The sequence below is a fragment of the Paenibacillus phytohabitans genome (assembly GCF_013141775.1).
Classification (GTDB): domain Bacteria; phylum Bacillota; class Bacilli; order Paenibacillales; family Paenibacillaceae; genus Paenibacillus_AQ; species Paenibacillus_AQ phytohabitans.
Window position 1 is genome coordinate 69,643 of record NZ_WHOB01000023.1, and the last position, 23,842, is coordinate 93,484.

18 protein-coding genes are annotated in these 23,842 nt (G+C 48.5%); 3 read left to right on the top strand and 15 right to left on the bottom strand.

Annotation, left to right across the window (positions count from 1 at the left end):
- Positions 1–127 precede the first annotated feature (127 nt).
- The 4 genes from GC101_RS09920 to ftsE all read right to left on the bottom strand — a co-directional run bounded on the left by GC101_RS09920 (position 128) and on the right by ftsE (position 4,644).
- Complete coding sequence (locus tag GC101_RS09920) at positions 128–1,594, bottom strand: S41 family peptidase (RefSeq protein ID WP_076246471.1); 1,467 nt, start codon at positions 1,592–1,594, stop codon at positions 128–130.
- Between the two features lie 117 nt (positions 1,595–1,711).
- Positions 1,712–3,010, bottom strand: coding sequence for a murein hydrolase activator EnvC family protein (locus tag GC101_RS09925; RefSeq protein WP_171717109.1), 1,299 nt, complete (start codon positions 3,008–3,010; stop codon positions 1,712–1,714).
- A gap of 43 nt (positions 3,011–3,053) precedes the next feature.
- The gene (ftsX, locus tag GC101_RS09930) at positions 3,054–3,968 is read right to left on the bottom strand and encodes a permease-like cell division protein FtsX (protein ID WP_171717110.1); all 915 of its coding nucleotides are present in this window, start codon (positions 3,966–3,968) and stop codon (positions 3,054–3,056) included.
- Complete coding sequence (gene ftsE / locus GC101_RS09935) at positions 3,958–4,644, bottom strand: cell division ATP-binding protein FtsE (RefSeq protein ID WP_171717111.1); 687 nt, start codon at positions 4,642–4,644, stop codon at positions 3,958–3,960. The genes ftsX and ftsE overlap by 11 nt, the downstream gene beginning before the upstream one ends.
- A gap of 289 nt (positions 4,645–4,933) precedes the next feature.
- Here ftsE and GC101_RS09940 point away from each other — a divergent pair, with 289 nt between their 5' ends.
- Together GC101_RS09940 and GC101_RS09945 are read left to right on the top strand one after the other, a co-directional pair.
- Positions 4,934–6,361 carry a VanW family protein gene (locus GC101_RS09940; protein WP_171717112.1) on the top strand — a complete coding sequence of 476 codons (1,428 nt, stop codon included), beginning with the start codon at positions 4,934–4,936 and terminating at the stop codon, positions 6,359–6,361.
- Between the two features lie 209 nt (positions 6,362–6,570).
- Complete coding sequence (locus GC101_RS09945; RefSeq protein WP_171717114.1) at positions 6,571–6,969, top strand: CBS domain-containing protein; 399 nt, start codon at positions 6,571–6,573, stop codon at positions 6,967–6,969.
- A 54-nt stretch (positions 6,970–7,023) separates the two neighbouring features.
- On the opposite strand, the gene GC101_RS09950 is transcribed toward GC101_RS09945, so the two are convergent.
- From GC101_RS09950 to GC101_RS09985, 8 genes are all read right to left on the bottom strand, one after another.
- Positions 7,024–7,626: a DL-endopeptidase inhibitor IseA family protein gene (locus GC101_RS09950; RefSeq protein WP_171717115.1), complete on the bottom strand. Its 603-nt coding sequence runs from the start codon at positions 7,624–7,626 to the stop codon at positions 7,024–7,026.
- A gap of 222 nt (positions 7,627–7,848) precedes the next feature.
- Positions 7,849–8,460, bottom strand: coding sequence for a type 4a pilus biogenesis protein PilO (pilO, locus tag GC101_RS09955; protein ID WP_171717116.1), 612 nt, complete (start codon positions 8,458–8,460; stop codon positions 7,849–7,851).
- Positions 8,444–10,048 (bottom strand): pilus assembly protein PilM, encoded by a 1,605-nt coding sequence (gene pilM, locus GC101_RS09960; RefSeq protein ID WP_171717117.1) that lies wholly within the window; start codon positions 10,046–10,048, stop codon positions 8,444–8,446. Before pilM ends, pilO begins: the two co-directional genes overlap by 17 nt.
- 15 nt (positions 10,049–10,063) lie before the next feature.
- Complete coding sequence (locus tag GC101_RS09965) at positions 10,064–10,813, bottom strand: prepilin peptidase (RefSeq protein ID WP_171717119.1); 750 nt, start codon at positions 10,811–10,813, stop codon at positions 10,064–10,066.
- A gap of 79 nt (positions 10,814–10,892) precedes the next feature.
- The gene (locus tag GC101_RS09970) at positions 10,893–11,354 is read right to left on the bottom strand and encodes a prepilin-type N-terminal cleavage/methylation domain-containing protein (RefSeq protein WP_171717120.1); all 462 of its coding nucleotides are present in this window, start codon (positions 11,352–11,354) and stop codon (positions 10,893–10,895) included.
- Positions 11,355–11,546: 192 nt separating this feature from the next.
- Positions 11,547–12,752: a type II secretion system F family protein gene (locus GC101_RS09975; protein ID WP_171717121.1), complete on the bottom strand. Its 1,206-nt coding sequence runs from the start codon at positions 12,750–12,752 to the stop codon at positions 11,547–11,549.
- Positions 12,752–13,801: a type IV pilus twitching motility protein PilT gene (locus GC101_RS09980; protein WP_171717122.1), complete on the bottom strand. Its 1,050-nt coding sequence runs from the start codon at positions 13,799–13,801 to the stop codon at positions 12,752–12,754. The genes GC101_RS09975 and GC101_RS09980 overlap by 1 nt, the downstream gene beginning before the upstream one ends.
- Before the next feature lie 15 nt (positions 13,802–13,816).
- The gene (locus GC101_RS09985) at positions 13,817–15,481 is read right to left on the bottom strand and encodes a GspE/PulE family protein (RefSeq protein ID WP_171717123.1); all 1,665 of its coding nucleotides are present in this window, start codon (positions 15,479–15,481) and stop codon (positions 13,817–13,819) included.
- Positions 15,482–15,788: 307 nt separating this feature from the next.
- Between GC101_RS09985 and GC101_RS09990 the strand changes: the two genes are divergently transcribed.
- Positions 15,789–20,603: a collagen-binding domain-containing protein gene (locus GC101_RS09990; RefSeq protein WP_171717125.1), complete on the top strand. Its 4,815-nt coding sequence runs from the start codon at positions 15,789–15,791 to the stop codon at positions 20,601–20,603.
- A 75-nt stretch (positions 20,604–20,678) separates the two neighbouring features.
- Here GC101_RS09990 and GC101_RS09995 read toward each other — a convergent pair whose 3' ends face one another.
- Genes GC101_RS09995 through GC101_RS10005 form a run of 3 tightly spaced genes read right to left on the bottom strand, consistent with a single transcriptional unit; the run spans position 20,679 to position 23,742 of the window.
- Complete coding sequence (locus GC101_RS09995) at positions 20,679–22,559, bottom strand: hypothetical protein (protein WP_171717126.1); 1,881 nt, start codon at positions 22,557–22,559, stop codon at positions 20,679–20,681.
- Between the two features lie 15 nt (positions 22,560–22,574).
- Positions 22,575–23,156 (bottom strand): PulJ/GspJ family protein, encoded by a 582-nt coding sequence (locus GC101_RS10000; RefSeq protein WP_171717127.1) that lies wholly within the window; start codon positions 23,154–23,156, stop codon positions 22,575–22,577.
- Positions 23,140–23,742 (bottom strand): type IV pilus modification PilV family protein, encoded by a 603-nt coding sequence (locus tag GC101_RS10005; RefSeq protein ID WP_171717129.1) that lies wholly within the window; start codon positions 23,740–23,742, stop codon positions 23,140–23,142. The genes GC101_RS10000 and GC101_RS10005 overlap by 17 nt, the downstream gene beginning before the upstream one ends.
- Between the last annotated feature and the right edge of the window lie 100 nt (positions 23,743–23,842).

A 23,842-nucleotide genomic window follows, 5' to 3' on the forward strand; every position in this document is an offset into this window, starting at 1 on the left:
TATTAGGTGTCCTCTAAAATGAGTCTATGTTATCGAAGCAACAGTACTCTGTATCGCCTTCAGCCTTTAATGTGTAACATAAACTTTCTTCTATTTGTAGAAAAAAAGAAGGCTGGAATCAGCCTTCTTACTTGTTCGACGCCGTAGCCTTGATTTCCTTCCGGATCTCTTCGATTCCCTTATTCCGCTGATTGTCCTTGGCCGGGTCCTGAATGACCTTGATCAGCGCCAGCTCCAGCGCTTCTGCGGTCTTGGCATCAATCACGCCTGTTGACTTCAGCTTAGCGGCGCTCTGGAATTTCTTGACCGCTTCCTTGGTGCCGGCATCGAAATATCCATCCTTGCGGCCCGGCTTATAGCCCAGACCATCCAGCATCGTCTGTGCGCTTTTGACATCCGTGCTGTTCATATTATATTGCAGCGTTACACTCTTATTAATCGGCGCCACCGAGAAGTAATCCGGCTGGGCGACCGCAATATCCGGCTTGATGCCCTTGCCGTGAATCCAGGTGCCGTCTGGTGTCAGCCACTTGGCAATCGTAATCTTCAGCAGACTGCCGTCACCCAGCTGCTCTTCGAAGCTGGTCTGGACGGTGCCTTTTCCGAACGAGTCCTCACCGATCAGCTTTGCACCCGCAGATTGCTGCAGTGCTCCTGCCATGATCTCCGAAGCGCTCGCGCTGCCTTTGTTCATCAGCACAACTACCGGATACTTTTTACTGGATCCCTTTGAGGTACTGACCTCGCGCTGTTTGTTTTTGTCTTCGACCTGCACGATTGCTTTGCCGGCCGGCACAAATTGCTCTGCCATTTCGATAACGACCGGCAACACACCGCCGGGGTCATTGCGGACATCAATGACAAGTCCCTTCATGCCTTGCGTTTCCAGCTTGGTCAGCTCTTCCTCGAACCGCTTCCCAGTATTCTGGGAGAATTGCGTAACCTCGATCACTCCGATATTGTCCTTCTCCATCGTAGCGTAGACCGTTTCCAGTCTCACATCATCGCGGGTAATGACGAATTCGAGCGGCTCTGCTGTACCGGTACGCTGAATCTTCAGGGTTGCATCGCTTCCCTTGGGGCCGCGGATTTTGGCTACAGCATCATTAAGCTCCAGCCCCTCCAGCGATTCCCCATTCACGGAGAGGATTACATCCTTGGCCTGAATGCCGGCCTTCTCAGCCGGTGATCCTTTGATCGGCGAGACTACAACGACCTTGCCGTTATCCGAGGAGACTTCAGCACCGATGCCCGAGAAAGAGCCTTCGATACTCTCTTCGAATCTTGCTGCCGTTTCCTTGCCCATATAGTTGGAATAAGGGTCGCCCAGTGCTTCCATCATACCGTTGACAGCGCCGTCGATCAGCTTCTCGCGGTCCACGGTCTCATAATAATTGCTCTCGATCAGGCTGAGGGCGGTACCTAGCTTCTTGGATTCCTTGTCTTGCAGTCCGGCTGTCTGCAGGACCGTCGCAATTCCCTCGCCTGCCGCTTGTCCGAATACATGCGCATAGCCGGTCACGCCCAGGGTCAGCAGGCTGCCGCACAGCAGCGCGGCGACGATCATAAAGGCCGCGGTACTCTTCTTTAACATGATGTTCCCACCGTCCCTTCTTGTCCATCTTATCACCCGCAAGGGTCCGTTCCATGAGAAACGGCATCTCTTCCAGTATATGCCGCTGAATCAAATTATATTTATTAGAGCTTAAATTTACAGATACGGCATAGGATTAACCGTCTTGCCGTCGACCCGCACTTCGAAATGCAGATGCGGTCCGGTCACGCGTCCGGTGGCACCGGATTCGGCAATCGTCTGTCCGCGCTCTACCCGTTCTCCCGGTTTCACTTTGATTCCGCCTTCGCGGATATGGCCGTACAGCGTCCATACCCCGCCGCCATGGTCAATGATTACACAATAGCCGTAACCGCTCCACCATTCCGCCACCAGGACAGTACCGGAATCCGCCGCATGAATATTCGTGCCCTGCGGAACTGCAAAGTCTACGCCGGTATGCATTTTGCCGACTTCACCCGTAACCGGATGCGTCCGGACACCATACGGCGAAGAGACACGCGCTGAGCCTACCGGCAGCAGGAACGGCCCGTCACCGCCGGCATATTCCTCTACGCTGGCAATGGAGCTTCCGCCGCTGCTCGCAGACTTGGCGGCCTTAGCCGCAGCGGCCGCCGCCCGGCGTGCCGCTTCGGCTTTGGCGGCCGCTGCCCGGCGGGCAGCTTCCTCAGCCTTGAGCTTGTCCTTCTGCTCCTCCAGGGCAGAGCGGTTGCTGGCCAGCTGCACCAGCTTGGCATTCTGCTCTTCGGAGATCACCTCAGCCTCTTGAATCTCTTCATCGTAATACGCGATAAGCTCCTGCTTCTCCGCTTCCTTCTCCTTCAGCACACTGCGCTGGGATTCCAGATCGGTATACAGCTGCTTAGCCTGGGCGTATTGGCCCTCCAGCTCCTGCTTCTTCGCGATGACCGTCTGCTTGTCCAGCTTATGCTGCACCAGCAGATCCTGATCCTGATCCACGATCATCTTCAGGGAATCGGCCCGGTCAAGGAAATCCGAGAAGCTGGTGGAAGACAGCAGCACATCCAGATAAGAGACTGCACCATCCGTGTACATCAGGCGGACACGCGATTCCAGCAGTTTTTCGCGGGAAGCCACACGTGCCTCTGCATCGTCCAGTTCAGTTGCCGTCACATTAAGCGACTCCTCCGTACTGGCGATTTTACCGGAAATGGTCGTCATCTCACCCTTCACCTGGTCAATCTGGTCCAGCACATACTGGAGATTCATCGTCGTCTTATTCTTATAGTGCTGCGCTTCCTGATTGCGGGATGCCGCCTTCTCCTGCGCCGCCTTGGCCGCCTGGACCTCCTGCTGCAGCTGCTTCAGCTGCTTGTCAATCTCGGCAACACTTGTTTTCTTCGCATATCCGTCAGAGGGCCCGAACATTGTGACAGCCAGCAACATTACGGCTATTCCGGCGACAATCTTCTTCAAATCGCACTCCCCGTCCTTTGTTCAAATGTGAATTTTATCTATGCTATACCTTCAGGAACTTGCGGATCGACACGGTACTTCCCCATACACCAATCAATACTCCGAGGCCAACCAACAGTCCGCAGAGCAGCAGCCAGATATCCTCAAAAGGGATCAGCTGCAGCCCCAGCATCGGATCTCCCTGCACCGAAGAGACCAGACTGCTATAGCCGACATACAGCGCACCCGAAGTAACCAGTGAACCGATCAGCCCGATGAGTGCACCTTCAATAAAGAACGGCCAGCGGATAAAATAATTCGTTGCCCCTACGAGCTTCATGATGCCGATTTCCTTGCGGCGGGCTAGAATCGTTACGCGGATGGTGTTCGAGATCAGGAACATGGACATCAACGCCAGACCTGCCACAAAAATAAACCCGATGTTGCGCACAGCCTTAGTTACTTTAAACAAGGTCTCCACCGAGCCTTTGCCATAATTCACTTTGTAGATCGGCTGCTCTTCATGGGTCTTGTTCAGTGCTTCTATCTTCTCAGCTACAAACGGAACAGTTGTCGGCTCGATCACCTCTACGAGCAGCTTGTCCGGCAGCGGATTATTATCTTCATCGAAGCCTTCCAGGAGCTCGGCGGCATCCGGCCCCATATCTTCACGGAATTCCTTCAGACCCTGTTCTTTGGAGACGAACTCCACCTTGCTGACTTCCGGCATACTGCCGATTTCGTTTTCCAGCTTCTCCCGCATTTTCTGGTCCGTATTCAGCGTCAGATGCACATTGATCTGCACCTGGCTGTCTGCTTTGTCCGCTACTTCATTGACATTGAGCACCAGCAATATAAACACTCCGAGCACGAAGAGAGAGACAACGATGGACGTGATGGAGGCCACTGACATCCAGCCGTTGCGGAATACGTTTTTGAAGCCTTCCCGCACATGCCGCAAGAAGGTTTTAAAACTCATAACCGTAATCCCCTCTCAATTGGTCTCTGACAATCGCCCCGTTCTCAATAGCCAGCACCCGTTTGCGCATTTTGTTGACAATATCCCTGTTGTGGGTAGCCATTACGATCGTTGTTCCGCGAAAATTAATCTCATCCAGCAGCTGCATAATGCCCCAGGAGGTCTCCGGGTCCAGGTTGCCTGTAGGCTCGTCCGCAATAATGACGGAAGGATTGTTGACAATGGCTCTGGCAATGGCGATCCGCTGCTGCTCTCCCCCTGAGAGCTGTGAGGGCTCACGTCCCGCTTTGCTGCGCAGTCCCACCAGATCGAGCACTTCATTCACGCGTTTCTTGATAACCTTCTTCGGCGCCTCGATAACCTCCATGGCAAAAGCGACATTCTCATAAGCCGTCATCTTCGGCAGCAGGCGGAAATCCTGAAACACCACGCCGATGTTGCGGCGGACATAAGGAATCTTGCGGGGCTTGAGCTTGCCGATATTGAACCCGCCTACAGAGATCTGTCCTTTGGTTGGTGTTTCTTCTCTATAAATTAATTTCATGAACGTTGATTTACCTGCGCCGGACGGTCCGACGACATACACGAACTCATTACGGTCGATCTTGACAGATATCCCCTGGAGCGCATGGGTTCCATTAGGATAGGTCTTCCATACATCCTGCATCTCGATCATCTTTTCACTTCCCGATTCTGACATATTCCGCCGGGCCTTGTCCACCGGGCACCAAACTGCGGAAGCTTCCATAAACTGCATTATTATCGCAGGCGTATCTATTGTAACAAATCCCTAACCCCTTGAGTACCCGAAAGTTTTACCGAATCCTTACATATACATAAAAATATCAGGTTTACTCCAGCTCTTGCTCTTATATATATCGGCATTCCCAGGCGTTCCTTAACACTTGTGTCCATGGCCCGCGCCGCTTCCGGCGCAAATCCGCCCCTACAGAAGGAGATTGCTTATGAAAAAAGTACACGCTGCCCTCATCGCGGGTTTCGGCCTGATTCTGGCCGGCTCGCTGGTTGCCGGAGGGTTTCATTTATATGGCACCCAGACCACCCTGCCCAAGGGAACTGCCATTGCCGGCTGGGATATCAGCGGCCAGGACATCACCGAGGTGCGGGCCGCGCTGGAGGCAAGACTTCAGGCGCTGGAAGCTACGCCGCTCACCCTGAAGGCCAAGGGGGATACCGGGCTGAATGTCTCACTGCAGCAGGCAGGGGTAACCTATGAAGCCCAGGAATTCCGGCGCGCCCTGAAGACGCTGACGGACGGTCCGCTAATGGACCGGGTACAGGCCCGGTACAATTGGAACGGGAACTGGAATATCGGAATTCATCTGGAGATTTCGCAGCTCATGAACAGCCTAAGTCCGGCCTGGGAAAAAGAATCCTTCGGCGTTCCTGTCGACGCGGTGCGGCAGATTACCAGTGATGATCGTGTCGTCTATACTCCCGGGACCACCTCCTTCGAGGTAGACTGGCATGCGCTGGAGCTTGCCCTGCAGGCGGCCCTGCCAACCCGTCTTGCCGGCAACGGGGCACTGGAGGGGGAGCGCATTTTGCTGGAGGTGCCCTTAACGGTCAAGCAGCCGAATGTCACGCTGCAGGCGCTCAAGGATCAGGGCATCGAACGCAAAATCACCCAGTTCAGCACCTCACTCGGGGCCAGCGGACCCGGGCGCAGCTTCAATGTGGAGGCTGCCGCCAAAGCCGTCAACGGGACCATACTGCCGCCTGGCGCTATTTTCGATTACGGAAAAGCGATCCAGAAGGCCCAGGCGGAATATGGCTTCCGCGAGGCTCCGGTGATTGTAAACGGCAAGCTGCAGCCCGGCACAGGCGGGGGAATCTGCCAGGTCTCCAGCACCCTGTATAATGCCGCGCTGCGCTCCGGGCTTGAGATCGTTGAACGGCGCAACCATTCTCTTCCGGTCAGCTACCTGCCCAAGGGCCAGGATGCCACTTTTGCCGAGGGCTATATTAACTTCCGCTTCCGCAACAGTACCGGCAAATATCTGATTATCAAATCCGAAGTGAAGGGCCGCACGCTGACCGTCAAGCTGTTCGGTACTTTTCCGAGAAACGTTACTTATTCCGTAGAATCCCGCACTGTTGAGGTACTTCCTCCCACCGACAAGTATGTGAGCGATGCCTCGCTCCCCCGGGGCGGAACAAGGGTACTGCAGGCCGGCAAAACCGGCTATGTAGTGGAGACTTATATTACCCGCTATGTTGACGGCAAAGCCATGGAGAAGAACAAGCTCTCCCGTGATGTCTACTACGCCCAGAAACGCGTCATTGCCATCAACCGCGGCGGCATGAGCAAATCTGCGCAGCCGGAATCCCCGGGCAGACAGCTGGTGGAGGACGGAGTAAAGGGCCAATAAGCTGCTGCAAGTAAAAACGGCTGTGCCCTCCTTGTAAAAGGGAGGCACAGCCGTTCGTGCGTAACATTAGGCGGAAACTCAAACTGTAGTCCAAGCATGCTTTTTAATAAATAATGGCATCCTTTACATAGGGCTTACCCGGGAAGCCATTATAATTTACGATTGCGCGCTACAGTTGAAGTAGACCTCTTCAGAAAGGATGAATTCTTATGACTACAGCATCAACAACCGATCTGTCCGCGATCCTCCGCCAGGCTCCTGCTGTTCTGCCTTCCCTTACCTGCCGCGAAGCCCTGAGGGTATTGTTCCAGCATCCGGAGTCCAAATGCATCGTCGTCAGCAGCAGCAGCAATGAACCCGTGGGACTGATCATGTGCGAACGCTTCTTCCTCAAGGCTACAGGCCGGATGGGCATGGACAGATTCTACCATGAACCTGTATCCCAGCTGATGAACCGCAAACCTCTGGTGGCCGACATCTCCACCCCGGCTGAAACACTCTGGGCCGAAGCCATGCAGCGTCCCGAACCGATGAGAAACGACTGCATTATCGTGACCGATCAAGGCCGGATTGCCGGTATTCTTCACCCTGCGGAGCTGCTGCACTGAGTGCGGCAGAGCTGTTGGCCTCTTAGTTATGCACAGTTCCTTACCATCCCCGTACTAGAACACCGTCGCCGGCGAGACATCAATTCTCCAGTATCCGCTTACCTTTTTGAGTTTCACCACTACATTCTCATTCACACCTGTCGTTCCAACTGGCGGTACGCTGAGCTCGAACACTGCTGTCTGTGCAGTTTTTGAAACCATCCGGGCTGTGGCTCTGCTGTAATCCAGCGTGTTGCCCAGATCTACATTAGGCTGCGCCATTCTACCGTTATACTCCAGAAATTGAGTCTGCAGATAGAAAGCTGCGGCGTTGTGGGTGTAGGCCCGTTTAATATAGTTCATCAGCTGCTGCTTGCTGCCAAGATCACTGGAGAGATAACGGTACTCTACTGTATTATAATTAAACAACTCAGGATTGAATTCACTGCCCCCCCGGCTTGCATACGCGTATATCGCCTTCGCATGAACCATGAGTGGAATAATACTCTTCTCGGTCAAATTATTGATTGTAGCGGGACCTTCCTTGCCAGGTGCAGACACTGCTACTGTTCTTACTCCCTCTATTCCCACCGCTGGCGAAGCCGCGAGCGCTCCGCTTCCCGCAGAAACCAGACCCAGTGATAGTGCTAATGAACCGATCAACATTTTTTTGTTCATCCTGAATGCCTCCTTGTAATCCTGTTTTATAGATTGAAGAACATTTCTCTCCAACTGCTGCGATAAGTACTATATAACTTACGATAGCCCGTAAGCTAAAATACCCAATACTACCCCATGTGTAAACGGTTAAACCCCAAAACAGCATAAAAAAGCTCCGCCCTCCTGTTTATAGGGGCCAGAGCTGGAATAAATGGAACTATATAGCATGAATCACCTTAATTACTGAGGCTGTGACGCAGCTGCTTCAGCTTCATAGTAAGCGGTAAAGGAAACATTCGCGGTCAGAATACTGCCCGGTTTCGTCAGTGTAGGGAATTCGTATGGCTGCTGAAAGGAAAAGGAGTCTACAGTGATGATACGCGGAAGGTCATGTAGCTGCTTTAACCATTCGTGAATCTCTGCATAGCCGCCTTCTACAATGGCCGCCATTTTAATTTCTTTCAGGCTACTGGTAGCCTCCGGGGGAATCCCCGTCCACCCACTAATTCCGTTAGTCTCTGTTAGCGAGAATCCAATATCCTTCAATCTGGCGTGGGAGCTGTTGCCAATGCTTTTCAAATCCAGAATCAGCCCCTCGCTGTCATCGCCCTGCGGGATTGCTGCCAAGGCAGTGTCTTCACTTGAATCCGGCCCAGCTTCTGCACTTTTAAGCTCATTGATCTTATTCGCCAGAATTTCTTTTTCCTGCTGGAGCATCGAAAACTCATTGTTTTGCAGGGCTATGTCATTATTCACCGGACGTATGGCGAACATATAGAAAGCAAACAGAATCAGGAACAAAACGAGCAACCCTAGTACGATGGACGAACGGTATTTATTGATTTGTTCCACTGCTATCCGTTCCTCCTTCAGCCGGTGTCTGGGCGTCTACATTCTGTTCTGCCACAGGTGTCATATCCACCCTGTAGACAGCGGTGTATTTGGCAAGAGAATTGCCGGAATTCTGAGTTCCTTCTGTCAGCTTCTGAATAGAGGCTCCCTTGGAGAACGACATCTGACGTAATGCAGTCAAATAAGTTGTGCTATGCTCCATTGCCGTGAAGTTCACTGAAAGGGCAATTTCTCCATGGAACGAATAATTAATGTCCCTGATGACTGCGCCATAGGGAAGACCCGCCTGCAATTCGTCGAGAACGGCGGCGGCATCCGAACGGTTGGCCGACATCGCTTCAATAACAGCTGTCCGATCAAGACCTCCCGAGGATGGATTGCTGTTGTTTAATCCGGCTAACTCTGCCTGAAGCATTGCATTCTGATCCTGATAAGCTTGAATCTGTTCGCTCCGCTCCGCATATTGCCCCTGGGCAGATGCATATAGAATGCCTGTCCCGGCTACACCCAGAATCCATATTGCCGCTAAGGATATAGCGAAATAGGGAAAAACAATCATTTCACGGTCTTCACGGGGCAGCAGATTAATGCTGCGGATTTTGTTGTCACGCAGTGCCGCTCCGGCAGCAATCCTGTAATCATTAAGACTACTATCCGGCTTCGCCCCTTGTGAGAATTGGTCCACTGCGATCGGTGCAATTGCCATCTCCGGAAGCGCTAATTGAAGTTCCTGCTGCAGCTGTACCCGCATCTCCGGAGACCCGGTAATCAGCATCTCTGTAATCCGCGTGGAACCATCATGCAGACTGTACTGATAGAAGCTGAGCATACGGGAAATTTCTGCTGTTATTTCTACGACTTGCTCGGTAGAGAGGTATTCCTGTGACGCAGCTGCAACTTCGGATTCAGCCAGGAATGGCAGCTCCTTTTGGAGGTTCAGCGGCTGCTCATGCGTCAGATCTACCAGGTTAATGGTTCTCATGAACACAGGATTACCACTGCGGAACATATAAATATCCAGCAAAGATTGCTCCAGATGAATCAGCATCGTCTCACTGAATTCATGTCCATAACCTGCCACAATACTTCGCGCAAGCGCAGTGGCTGTTACTTCTACACTCCTGATCCGCAGACCGGCAGCTTCGAGAACATCCACATAATCCTGAACAACCTTACGCGGCGCAGCAAAAATGATTAACTGGCTTTGGCCCTCATCCTGACCGGTAATCACATAATCATATACCGGATTCTCAAACGGCAGATGCAGGCCGGTTTCAACCTCCAGCTTCACAAGCTGGTCAATCTGCTTGTCGCCGATACTGGGAATCATCATCTTACGGACAATCATTTGTGAGGGAGGAATCGACAGATCCACTACACTGCCGCGCAGGCCCTTATTTTTGACCCATTGCTTCAACCGGTCAAGCAGAGCCTCCCTGTCAGCAATCTGATTCTCTACAATCATCCCCGGAAGCAGGGAGATGAATTTCTTTTTATGAACCTGCTTATTGTTATTCTTGAAGCTGATATAGCGGATTCCAGTCTGCTCAATGGAGATACCGGCCGCTCTGTGACCTAATCCAAACATGCTCTAGAGTTCCTCCTAACGAATGAGCGCAAGATAACCGCTGATAAGATGTGACCCGTATGAGAAGGCAAGTAGCGCTCCTGCTGCCAGCCAGGGTCCAAAAGGAATATGCTGCTTGCGCTGAATCCGTCCCGTAAGCAATAAAGTACCGCCAACCATAGTCCCTAACAGGCAGGCGATCAGAAAGGCCAGAATGACATTAGGGAATCCCAGCACCAGACCCAGCAATGCCATCAGCTTCACATCCCCCATGCCCATTCCGCCAAACAAGGCTAATAATAAGAGAATACCACCACCCGACGCCGCTCCCAGCAGATGAGAGACTAGCGACGTTTCAGGAAACAGCAGCACTGCTATAGAGAGTAATGGGAGAAAAAACAGCAGAACCTTATTCGGAATCCGCATAAACTTAAGATCGGCCAGCGTTACAATAACCGCCAGACTCACCAGTAGAAAACCAATAATCCCCTTGCCCGTCAGGCCGAATTGCAGGTATATCCATAGAAATAATAAGCCTGTCGCTAGTTCACCAAGCATATATAACGGTGATATCCTGCTCCCGCAATGCCGGCACTTGCCCTGTGTGAACAAATAGCTTAGGACAGGCACGAGATCTCTTGCTTTCAGTTGTGTACTGCAGCTTGGACAATGCGAGGGCGGCCGCAGAAGTGATTCGCCTGCCGGTATACGCAACGCCACTACATTGAAAAAAGAGCCCAGAATCAGACCGATAAGCGTGATGTAACATGCTAGAAAAATCGTCATGGTTCAACGGTTCCTGTCTGGTGAATTTTAAAAAAGGAATCGGGAATTCCGATTCCTTTTTGTTGAATTATCGCTACCTTTATTTTTTAGAACTTAAAACTTGGATATCTGTGAAAGTATTTTTATCGTTAGTTCCGGTACCCCATACTAATACTACGGATGTCAATTTTCCTGCTGCAAAGTTTACAGTTCCTCCGGTAATTTCCTTTTTAGTGCTAGGAAGATAAAGCTTGGCATCCAGGTAACCTTTTCCTTGAAGTGTATCAGATGCAGCAGCCCCAACAATATTTACTACTGTAGTATCTGTAAAAGCTCCGTTCTTCTCACCTACGATATATAATCGGGCAGCGTCATAAACTTGTCGTGCTGTAGCAACATCAGCGTTATCTCTAGAATCTTTAATTATATTTCCAATGAGGGGTACTGCAATTATTGAAATAATACCAATTATCACAATAACCGCCAATAACTCAATCAACGTAAACCCTTTTTCCTCTTTAACTGCCTTGCCCAATTTCTTACGAATAGCTTGTGCCAACATGCCGTTTCCCCCTTATAAATGATGTTATTGAATAAGACCGATACTCCGTTATTCCGTAATTTCTTGCTGCCCTACTACTCTCATCGAAATGTACTTGTCCTATCCCAGCTAGTCGAGGAGCCTACTTATATTTAAGCCCCCGGTCCGCCTGTTTGGCGTCACCCCTCTCAATCTATGCAAGGAGCACAAGGCTCACATATTGCTGTAAAGACTGAACATAGGCAACATTATGGCTGCTACTATGATTCCAACCACCCCTGCCAGAAAAGCAATAAGCAACGGCTCAAGCAGTGATTTCAGACGGTCAACGGTATTCTCTACATCCATTTCATAGAAATCAGCAACCTTGGAGAGCATCTGATCCAGCGCCCCTGTCTCCTCACCGATGGCAATCATCTGCGTAACCAGCGGCGGAAATACCCAGGCTTTCTTCAACGGCTCTGACAACGGCTTACCTTGACGAAGAGAATCACTCGCCTTGCGGATATATCCGCCAATTACCCGGTTACCTGCCACTTCTTCCACAATCGCGAGCGATTGAAGAATAGGCACGGAGCTGGCATACAACGAAGAGAAGGTTCGCGTGAATTGCGCAATGGAGCCTTTTTGATTCAGCTTGCCGAACACCGGAATCTTGAGCTTTGCATAATCAAGCGCATACGCACCACGTTCTGTCCGTTTGGCAAACTGATAGGCAGTTATAAGCAGAATAATTACCAGCAACCAAATATACCATTGCCCCTGAATGCTTTTACTGAGTGCCAGTACCATCTTGGTAATAGCGGGCAGTTCTGCATTCATTGACTCAAACATGCTGACGAACTGGGGCACAATCGCCCAGAGAAGATACACCACGGCCGCAATGGCCATAACTCCAACTGTAATTGGATAAGTGAGCGCTGATTTGATCTTCTCAGTGGTTGTATGCTGCTTCTCGAAATACACCGCCAGCCGCTCAAGCGTTCCTTCCAGATCACCTGTTTCCTCACCTGCACGGATCATACTGACGAAGAGCGGCGGGAATATTTTCTTATGGTCCTGAATGGCTTGCGAGAACGCCGTCCCCCTTAACAAGCTGGAATTCACATCCAGTAATGCCTTGCGTAGAGGTTTACTCTCCGTCTGCTCCGCCAATATACGCGTAGCATCAACAATAGAAACACCGGCACGCATTAGCGTGGCGAACTGGCGGCAATAAATGATGAAATGAATCGTCTTGACCGGATTCCCGATGTAAATCTCCATAGACAGGATTGTGGTTTTGCGTTCTACAAGTGAGAACACTGTCAATCCGCGTTTACGGAGCTCTTCCATCGCAATGGCCTTGTCCGTTGCAGTGAGCTTCCCCTTCAATTGCTTTCCGGCATGAGTCTTAACCTGATATTCGAACTGCGGCATCAGTTGCCCACCTCCGTGAGATAAGCACTGGCAGCTTCGGGTTTAATAAGCCCATACTGCAATTGTTCACGGATATTCATTTCAAGCGTGTGCATTCCGAGTGAACGCCCGGTTTGCATCACATTTTTGAGCTGATGGGTCTTTTCCGTGCGAATGAGATTAGCGACAGCCGGAGTATTGATTAGCAGCTCCGTTGCGCTCAGCCGCCCCCGGCCTCCTGCCCGCGGGAACAGCCGCTGCGAGAGTACCGCCAGTAGAACCGAAGCCAGCTGTGAACGAATCTGACCTTGCTGATGGCCTGGAAACGTATCAATAATCCGGTCAATCGTCTGCGGTGCATCTGTCGTATGTAGAGTGGCCATCACAAGGTGTCCGGTCTCCGCAGCGGTAACTGCTGCCGACATCGTCTCCAAATCGCGCATTTCACCTACCAGAATTACATCAGGGTCCTGCCGGAGCGCAGCCCGTAATCCGCTGGCGAAGCTGCCGGTATCACTTCCCACCTCACGCTGATCTATTAAACAAGTGCCGTGATTATGCAGGAATTCTATCGGATCTTCCAGAGTCACAATATGCTTGCGTTCTGTCCTGTTGATATGATTCAGCATTGCGGCAAGTGTTGAGGATTTACCGCTGCCTGTGGGACCCGTTACTAATATTAGACCCTGCGGTTTCATAGCAAGACTGGAGAGTATGGGAGGCAATGATAACTGTTCAAGAGTTGGGATCTCTACAGGTATTGCCCGCGCCGCTATACTGACTTCCCCTCTTTGCCTATACACATTGACACGATACCGGACTCCGTTGTCCAGAGGGTAAGAGAAATCCATTTCTCCAATATTGCGGAAGATTTCACTCCCGCTGCTGCCAAGCAAAGTATCCGCCATGCTTGCAGATTCTTGGGGGACGATGTTCTCTCCCTCAAGCGTATGAAGCATCCCATCAATCCGGATAACCGGTGGCGATCCAACAGATATATGCAAATCCGAAGCTTTGGAAGTAAAGGCCATGTGCAGCAGCTGAACAATATCACGATTGAATAATGGCATTCTTACTCCCCCTAACTAATGCGATACCGTCTCACGCATTACTTCCTGCAATGTTGTAATTCCTTTGGACACTTTGATGAACCCGTCTTCCATCAATTGCACCATTCCCTGTTCTCTTCCGGCTGCACGAAGCTCTTCTATGGAAGCAGAGTCGGTAATCAGCTGCCGCATACGATCATTAATCTTCAGCACCTCATGTATGGCAATCCGTCCCCGGTAGCCCGTATTATTGCAGTTACCGCAGCCTCTCCCGCGGTATATCACCTCAGCAGGCAGGCTATGGCGCCGTAACATAATGGCTTCCTGTTCAGTGGGCTTGTGTTCCTCTTTGCAATCCGGGCAAATTTTGCGCACCAGCCGCTGAGCGACAACCCCCAGCAAGGAAGATGCAATCAGATAGGGCTCAACACCCATGTCACGCAGTCTTGAGATCGTGCTGATGGCATCATTTGTATGCAATGTGGACAATACGAGATGTCCTGTCAGCGAAGCACGCACAGCAATTTCCGCAGTTTCCGTATCCCGTATTTCTCCTACCATAACGATATTCGGATCCTGCCGAAGAATGGAACGGAGGCCCGCTGCGAAGGTCAGGCCAATCGCCGGATTCACATGTACCTGATTAACGCCCTCAAGCTGATACTCCACAGGATCTTCGATTGTAATAATATTTGCATTCTCAGTGTTCAGCTGACTCAAGGCTGAATATAAGGTTGTTGATTTACCGCTGCCCGTCGGGCCTGTAATCAGGAGTATTCCGTATGGCTTGCTGATCATATCTCTAAAGGTTTCCGCGTTCCCGTCACTGAATCCCAGAGTATCTACAGACTTCACTCCGGTACTTAGATCCAAGAGCCGCAGTACGATCTTCTCGCCATGCATAGTTGGAAGCGAAGAGACACGTATATCGACCATCTTGTAGTCAAACTGCATTTTGATCCGGCCATCCTGCGGTAATCGCCGTTCTGCTATATTTAAGCGGGCCATAATCTTAAGTCTCGCGGTTATAAAGCCCTGCATTTGCTTAGGAATGATCCGTTCTGTACGTAAAGTTCCGTCAATCCGGTAACGGATGGAGAGATTATTCTCACCCGGGTCGACATGAATATCCGAAGCCCGTAATGACACAGCCTGCTGAATCATCTGGTTGACCAGACGGACAATCGGTGAATCCTCATCCGTAATTTCTGTTTCTTCTATTTCTTCCTGAGTAGGAAGCTCAACCATCATCTGGCTCATAGAGTCCCGCATGCCATAGTGTCTGGCTATCGCTCTTGTCAGCTCGTCCCGGCTGGAAATCGCCGGTTCAATCCGGAATCCGGTACTCATGCGCAAATCTTCAATGGCGAAATAATCCAAGGGATCTGCCATCGCCACCATCAGCTTGCTGCCTTCCTTCATGAAAGGGAGCACTTGATAGCGTTTAGCCATACTCTCAGGGATAATCTGCGTGATCGCCGGGTCTATTTGATATTTAAACAGGCTTACATGGGGGATACCTAACTGAAACTCCAGCACTTCAATGAGCTGTTGCTCAGTGATATAGCCTTGAGTAATTAGAAGATCTCCCAGCTTGCGTTTGGTTTTGCGTTGCTCCACTAGCGCTTCTTCAAGCTGTTCTTGAGAGATAATCCCGTTCTCTACAAGCAAATCTCCCAGTCTCTTCTTCATGATAGCCATATCCGTTTCACTCCAGAGCGCTTTATTTTTGACCTTAGTACAAACTAATCACTCTAATCCGCTGAACTCAGCGTATCTATTGTCCCCGCGTAAAATATCTTAAATTTTATAGTTATTTAGTCTCAGTTTTCTAGGTTAATATGCATATCTTTTAATTGCCTATCTACTAAATATGTCCTAGAATGTATATAGCATAGAATGGATAATTTTACAACGGAAACCGACCTAAACTGCAGACTTTATAAGGCAAAATAGAAGTTTATATGACAAATTTTGTGTTATTTATAACTATTGGGGAGAGATCGCGATGAAGGTCTTGAAACGAAAAAGACTGCTGCTTATGCTTAGCCTTCCACTGGTTTTGATCATGGCTGGTATCGTCTGGAGCATGGTATCCAAAATTGACGCTGGCCCGGCCAGTTATCCGATTCGCCTGCTTGAAGTCACGGAAGACGGTGCAAGCCAGTTATCCTCCCTCAAGACCGGATTGACAGACTTTACAGTCGTTACCATGAGCATGAAGAGATTTGTAGCATTACGCGATGATCTGGATGGACAATATGACGGCATCTACATAGGTAAAGGTACCTACAGTCCCGTAACCCTGGGTAATCTTAAGGATACGGACCCTTCTGTCCGCTCCAAAGCAATGAATACCTCGGCAGTCCAGAACGATATTACGCGTCTTCGGGCGGACGATATTACTAAGCTCTTCATTGATAAGGGCTTGTATGTAATTTTCCATGAGCAAACCTTTTTAAATCAAGAGAAGTCAGGCGCCAGCAAAGGCATCCTCTATGAAGCTTTCAATCCCTTGCGCAGCTCTTCAGCTAAGAAAAGCAATGTTCTTTTTCTGAATGATAATGGACTGACTGATTTCTTCAACGGTCTGAAGACCGACAGTTCCATCCTGAAGCAACGCCCACAACTTGAAATTACTAACAGCAGTGAGATCCAAAACTACGTTCCCGCCTCCACAGACGGAAAGATCTATGTTCCAGGTGATAAGTTGAAATTCAACTTCAGCGTCGGCAACACTATAGACCTCGAGAATCATCCTTTGACAGCCAAGTTGTACATTAACCTTGATAAATCCATTGCCATGAGCGAACAACAGGTTGTAACTTCAGTCAAAGTGAACAAAGCAAACGGAACACTGGAGTATACGCTCCCCCGGACTTTCTCAGGGCTGTTGTACTGGAAGCTTGAAATTAGCAATCCTACCAGTACTCTGCAATTAAAAGATTTTGAACGCGGAAGTATCCGTTACCGGAATGAGAAGACCGTTGTAAAGGTTCTCCAGGTTACTCCTGCCGGAACCGGCACTATTCCCGAAAGCAGTTTGAAAAAAACTGTAAACATGAATCAGGATTATCTGGCTTCAACTGATTACTCTTTAGATATTACTGTCATGACTATGGATGAGTTCAATTCTTATGTTGAGAACACCTACACAAAAACTCAGAACTATGGCCTCAATGGCGTCTATGATATGTTATTGTTCGGTTTCCGTGATGAATATTACTTAAAAGCAATCATGAAGACTATATCTATAGAAGCAGTGAAAAATTTTATTGGGATCTCCCACCAAAGCGTTATGTTCACACATGACACTGTCATTAACCTTTATGGCGGAAATACCTGGGTAAACAACTTCAAAGAAATTACGGGCCAAAAGGATCCCGTTGTCAATCTCGGCCATAATGCGCTTAATCCATCAACCAAAGTAAAACCGGTGAACGATGGCTTACTTATGCAATATCCTTTTTACCTGAGTCAGCAGAATAGCGACGGTGCACAGACCAGTATAGATGTGCCTAAGGTAGCAAAAACACATAACCAGTACTTCACTCTCGATCTGGAAGATCCGACAGTTGTGCCGTGGTATAACATTATCAGCGAGTCTAGCGATAAGGACCAGCGGACACCTGATGATAGCTGGAACCACTACTACACTTACTCCAAAGGTAATGTAACCTATTCCGGCACCGGCCACCTTTTTGGATCCGGTCTTTCAAGCAGCGAGGCTGTATTCCCGGTTTGGGAACAAAAACTATTCGTCAATTCTATGTATAGAGCATTCATGGGTTCCAATCACGCTCCCAAAATCACCGTTTATGCACCTGACAGCGGAACTGTTATCCCATCCTATCAAGATAAGCTGACTGTAAGCTATTCAGTAGCCGATTTGGATCTGAAGGACCGCAGCGTGACTACCAGTCTGAAATTTATTGTGAATGGAACGGAAATGACCAGCCCGGATTATATTATTAAAGACCGGCGCGTAGGATCGGAAGAAACAATTACTCAGACCTTCCGAAATCCGCTTTCTGAGAGCGGGGATATTCAAATTGTGATTACGGCAAAAGATGACCAGGGCGCTTCCGCTTCGCCAGTTACCATCCCCTTGACCGTAAAGAAGGTGGATTCTTCTTTATCGATCAGCCGAAGCCAATCTGCTACCAAAATAGGTAGAGACAAGACGGTAACGATAGACTACAGCATTACTCCAAAAACATTACCATTAACGGAAGTTCAACCTCCACATCAAGGGAAAGACAACCTGGTGATTTCCAATCTGCGCTATGAGGAGACATTTGCTCCAAATCTTGAAATCAGTGAAAAAACACTGCCGCAAGGTTTCACCAGGACTGGTAGTCTCACAGAGGGTTACACAATTACAGCAACCTTCGATGACATCAAGTTCCTGCTAACTACAGTTGATGGAATCAAATATTATAAGCCTATTAACCCTAACAGTACGGTGGACCCGCTTATATATAAATTCACCTTAAGCTTCATACCTAAGGCTGCGCAGAAATATGTTCTGGATAACTCCAGCATTACGTTTGATGAAATCCATGCTGTTGCTGCACCTGTGACTACAGCTACGGCTACGGCTTCACCAACAGCAGTACCAACAGTTGCCGCAACAGCAACGCCGACGCCTATACCGACTCCTGTTCCTACAGTAGATGCTTTTGATCCTTCATTATCTACTACTGGTTCTACATTGGGACTAGCTGGTGATTTTAATATTTTCGCTTTAAAGAATATCGATATTAGCATAGGAAACTTAAATGTAGATGGAAATGTTGCCGCAGGTTGGGATATCACTATGGGTAACAGATCTGGTGGCGTAGTTATAAAGCCAAAAGGAATTATGATCGCCGGTCAAGATTTTACCTATAACAGCAATAGCGGCTCTGACACTGGTATTGAAATCAATGCCGATATTACTTACGGCAGAAATTTCAATAATAATGTTAGAAGCTTAAGTAATATTCACGGCGACATCAAGCAAGGAAATCCTATTAATTTTGATAAAACAGCTGCATATCTAAAGGCGTTATCAGTTCATCTGAACACACTTTCTCCAGCGGTAAGCACTAAGCCTGTGAACGGCCTGCTTGTATTCGACGGCCAACGTGCCGATTATAACGTTTTCAAAGTAAGTGCTGATGATATTAAGCCTGGAGGAATGAAGTTTAATATTCCCAAAAACTCAATTGCCATAGTTAATATCATCGGGGATAGTCCACAATTCACCAATATCTGGTACAATTTTGGCGAAACTGATTCAAGTCATATTCTTTACAATTTCCCAAATGCAAGCACATTAAGAACTGAGGGCACTTTTTATGGAAACTTCCTTGCACCGTTAGCTGTTATGCGCTCTGACAGCACGAACATAACCGGTTCAATTATCGTGGAATCGTTCAGTGTTCCTGGTACACTAGGTGGTTCAATGAACGCTCATCTTGCAACACTAAAAGGAACCCTTCCTTTACCAGCCGCCACCGCAGTCCCAACGGCAGTCCCTACAGCGACGTCTACTCCGGTAGCTACCGCAACAGCTACGCCTGCACCTACTACTGCTGTCGCAACACCAACGGTTACACCGGCTCCATTAATAAGTGTGACCCTGACGTTCACTAGGGTTGATCTCGAAGTGATTATTGAAATCACTTCAATAACTGTACGGGATGAAACTATATTAGTTGACAGCCCGTTATCACTCCAATCTTTAGTGACGGCGATAGAGCCACCGGATGTAGAGGAAAAGAACAAAAAGCTCCTGTGGACAATCGTCAACGGCAGCAATATCATCGAATTCACAAGTGATGGTGTGATTAAAGGAATAGCTGTCGGGCAGGCAAAAGTCACAGCTACGGCCCAAGATGGAAGCAATGTTATCAGCAATACAGCAACAATTACTGTAGATCCCCTTACTCCTCCTGAGCCAATACGCGAGATAACACTAACAGGAGATAAGTCGGGAACTGTCAATTCTTCTATAGACCTCACTGCTTCATATATCAGCCAACCGGTTGAGACGGGGATTAACTATAGCTGGACTGTTACAGATGCTGGAGAGAACGTGGTTAATAATTACCTGACAACGACGGGTCCCTCTTCACCTATTGGAGTTTTCAATGCGTCTCAAAGTGGGAAATACACCATCACCGTAACTGCATACAGCAATAGTAATACGGCTGGTACTCCTGCCTCTAAAATAGTTACCATCACCAACCCTTTAACAGACTTTACCATTGAAGGTGCCGGCAGTGTATTTGTAGGTAAATCCATTGAACTGAACTTAAAGAATTTCACGCCTGATAATGCGGATGACCGCAAAGTTAACGATTGGATCCTGGAGGCCGATGGTAGACAATATGCAACCCTTACTAAAGCTGCCAACGATAAGACCAAGTATATTCTCACCGGCAACAGTCCGAAGGATAACATTACTGTTTCTGTTACAGCAGGAGGCGTCACCAGGACCAAGTCAATTAAGATTGAAACACTGGCTCTTACTGATATGCAGTTCACCGGTACTATAGTGGAAATGAACGTCGGAGATTTCAGGTATCTAGACCAGCTTCTCTGGTTTTCCCCTAGAGAAATTGTTCTGGAGGATGTACGAGATCAATTGAACTGGGAAAGCACCTTCTCAGGTATTGCTTCCTTCCAAACTCCGGTGGACTCAAGCAACCGAGGGAAAATTCATGCCCACAAAAGCGGAAGTGCATTGGTAACTGTTCAATATGCCAATAACCCATTAATCAAAGCAACTATTCTTGTCAAAGTAAACCCTCTTGATACGGATGACCGTTATTAAAGAAATCTAAACTAAAAGGAGCCATTTTGCGCAGTTGATACTGCCGCGAAATGGCTCCTTTTTTATTGCAGCTCTTCAGTTCACCAGTTGCATAGGTCCGACATTTACATTAACGGTTTGTACTCTGGGTAAGCTGGACTGCTGATTCTCATAAATATCCGGTTTATAATCAATTACAAAACGTTCAGGCGCAGGTGTCTGTGAAATGACAAGGCCCCCGCCTGTAAGTGGATCAGGCTCTACAACTTTCCCCGTGACTGCATTAACTGTCAGGTTGCCTTTGGCGAAAAACCCGCCTATCAGGTGGAACATAGAACCTACGCCATACAATTCTCCGCTGGAGTCTGTGTAGAAAAAAGCTTCCATCGTTTCTTCTACGCTTGGTTCGTTTACAGCAAAGGCATGCAGGCGGTTTATAAGCACTTTCCCTTTGGAGATCAGTACCAGTTCTTTAGTCTCCTCATTATTCGATCCGTTACTGCTTCGTATGCCCTTTATGTTGGCATCTTCTACAGTCGTCTCCCCCAACACCAGCATCGTCGAATCGAATTCAACATTCCCTTTGATTTTCACATTACCTGTAACTAATATATTGCCCCGGACCGGTAAAAAATCCGCTGTAAAGTTATTAATCTCCAAATTCCCGGCTACTATGAACCAGCGTGGCAACTCTCCGCTTTTGGGGTCATTTTGAGTAGACGTTTCCGGCGGATAGAACAGTTTCTTATAGGCCAAACCATCAACGACCAAATTCCCATTAAAGATCATAGTAGAATCCAGAGTCTCCAACTGCTGGAGTTTCATATTGTAATCATTCAAATCCTTTTCGTACTGCTCAACGACAGCTTCCTCAGCATCCGGAAGTACCTTGACCGGAGCTACCGGCATTCCTTGAATATGTGTAACTTCAGGACGGGCAACGATCCATGAGTTAAGGTTTGCAATGCCCAGCTTATATTGCGTACGCATGCTGTTTCTTAATGTTTTTTGAGCAGCCTCATCTTTTGAGAGGGTTAGGCCCTGTGCCAGCTTATCGAAGAACGACTCCTCTACGTTGATCTGGACAAATTTGTTCTTCTCTTTAATTTTGATATTAGACGAATTCACATGCAGGATCTTATTTAAAATGTCATTCCTTTCGTTCTCCGTCTCAGGAAGAGAGGTCATATCGCTTTCTTGATCTTCGGAAGTAACCGGCTGAGATCTCTCCTTGTATTTAATACTGCTTATTGACTGGACATGTACCTCACCCAAAGCCGATCCATCAGCATTACTGGTGATCCTAGGGAAACCCTTGGTGACCTCAGGATATCGCCTTCCCAAATATGTATACCAAGGTGTATTGGTTACTAGCAGCTTCTCCCCCGCATATACATTGCCTTTGAGGATAGGCGATCCATTAAGTCTAAGCGTCTTTTGTGAACCGAACACATACTTAAGGAAGTCCGGATAGCTGTCTATAATAACCTGCTGCCTCAATGTCCGCTCCACCCCGTTAACCACAGCCTTGGAACTAATAGTAATCGTATATTTAATGGACTGTTTTCCTACCTGTTTGTTCTTAGTATCATCGTATTCAATACCATCAACCGAACCGCTACTGGTAGACTGCAATTCCGTAGCTACTTTCAGGCTCGATTTATTGTCATCCAATTTCCCGAGAATATCTCCCAAGCTTTGCGGATCAATATCCTCCAGCTTGAGTCCCTGCAGCTCAGATTGGATGTAGGCAGCAGCTTCATTAAGTCCCTTCTGGGCAAGATGCAGCGACTGCACATCATTCTCCCTCGTCTCACTTCGCTGGGCTCCCCCAACTGTTGCACCAAGAACCGCCAAACCAAGGATTGTAAGGAGCAGCACCACGAACATGACCAGTACAAGAGCAGAACCGCGTTCCGACTCTATTTTGGCGACAAACCGAGACAAGCTGCCATTTTTCTTTTTGCTAAATTCCATTTCAGCCCACCGCCCCTAGAATCCGAATTTGCTCTCAAGATTGAGCTGCCGTGTATTGTCCCCGCGTTGTAAGACCAGTGAAAGATTAATATTCAACAAACCACTCTCACATGGCTGTATTGTATTCGCACTGCATTCCAGAGTGATGGAGGAAGCTGGACCCAGCTTCGAATCAGTCGAAGTACGCGTATTGTAGGTATCCGCTGGTACCGGAGTAGCTAGAGAATCTGCAGGATCTGGGGTTCCCGGGTTTGATGCAGGAATCTCGTTAATCACCAACTGTCCGCCCGCTATTCCAATTTCCACCTCATCGGTTCCTCCATTGATATTGTCTCTCTGTAGAAATATAGTTTGATTCGTGCCTGAACGCACAGTACTTGGAGCAAAGGTATAGATTTCAGTAATAATAGCAGACATCAACAGGTCACTTTCATCCCTTAATGTATTCTCCATCGTAACTCTCTGATAACTCTGCACACCAAACATCATCACGCCATAGATCAGTCCGGATACCAGGGAGAACAAAGAGAGCGCCGCAATAAGCTCAATAAGTGTGAAACCCTGTTCCCTGCGGAGAAGATCAACGAATTTTCTCATCGGTAATATACCCCTCCACAACTGTCTCCTTGACATTAGTCCCACCCTTGCCTGAATCCTTTACTTTAATTCGAACCGGCAAAAGAAACTCCGCAGTGGCTTGTTCAACCGGATCGGAGGAGCCGATCATCCCTTGATGCAAGGACGACTGATATTCAATATCTATATGATAATTGACGTTATTTATAGTAGGATTCAGTACCTTCGCCAAAGTGGTCACATCACTAACCGCAGTACTATAGACACTGCAGCTTACAGTGGGTGTCAACGGCACACAGCCAGCAGCTTGAATCGCCGGATGTCCTATGATCTGAGGTTGGGCTCCTGATCCGGGCTTCCCTCTGAAATAAAGCTCAAGCTTCTCAAAATCCTGCTTCTCCATATAAAACAGCGCATTACGCGCCAGATTGACCATGATCGTCTTATTCTGGTTCGATTTCGAATAGGACAGCGCATTGGTGAAGTAGGAGGTTAGCACCAGAGAAACTATCGACAAAATCACGATGGCTGCCAGCACCTCAATCAGCGTAAATCCCTCTTCCCTGCCCCGCTCACGGTTTCGGTTCCACTTGTCTCTCCAAGACATCCTGTTCGCTCCCTATGCTCTATTGGATTCAATCATCGGTCTTGAGTCCTGCACCTTTTCCGTTTCTCTGAATCTTTCTACCTACTTCCATTATATTCTT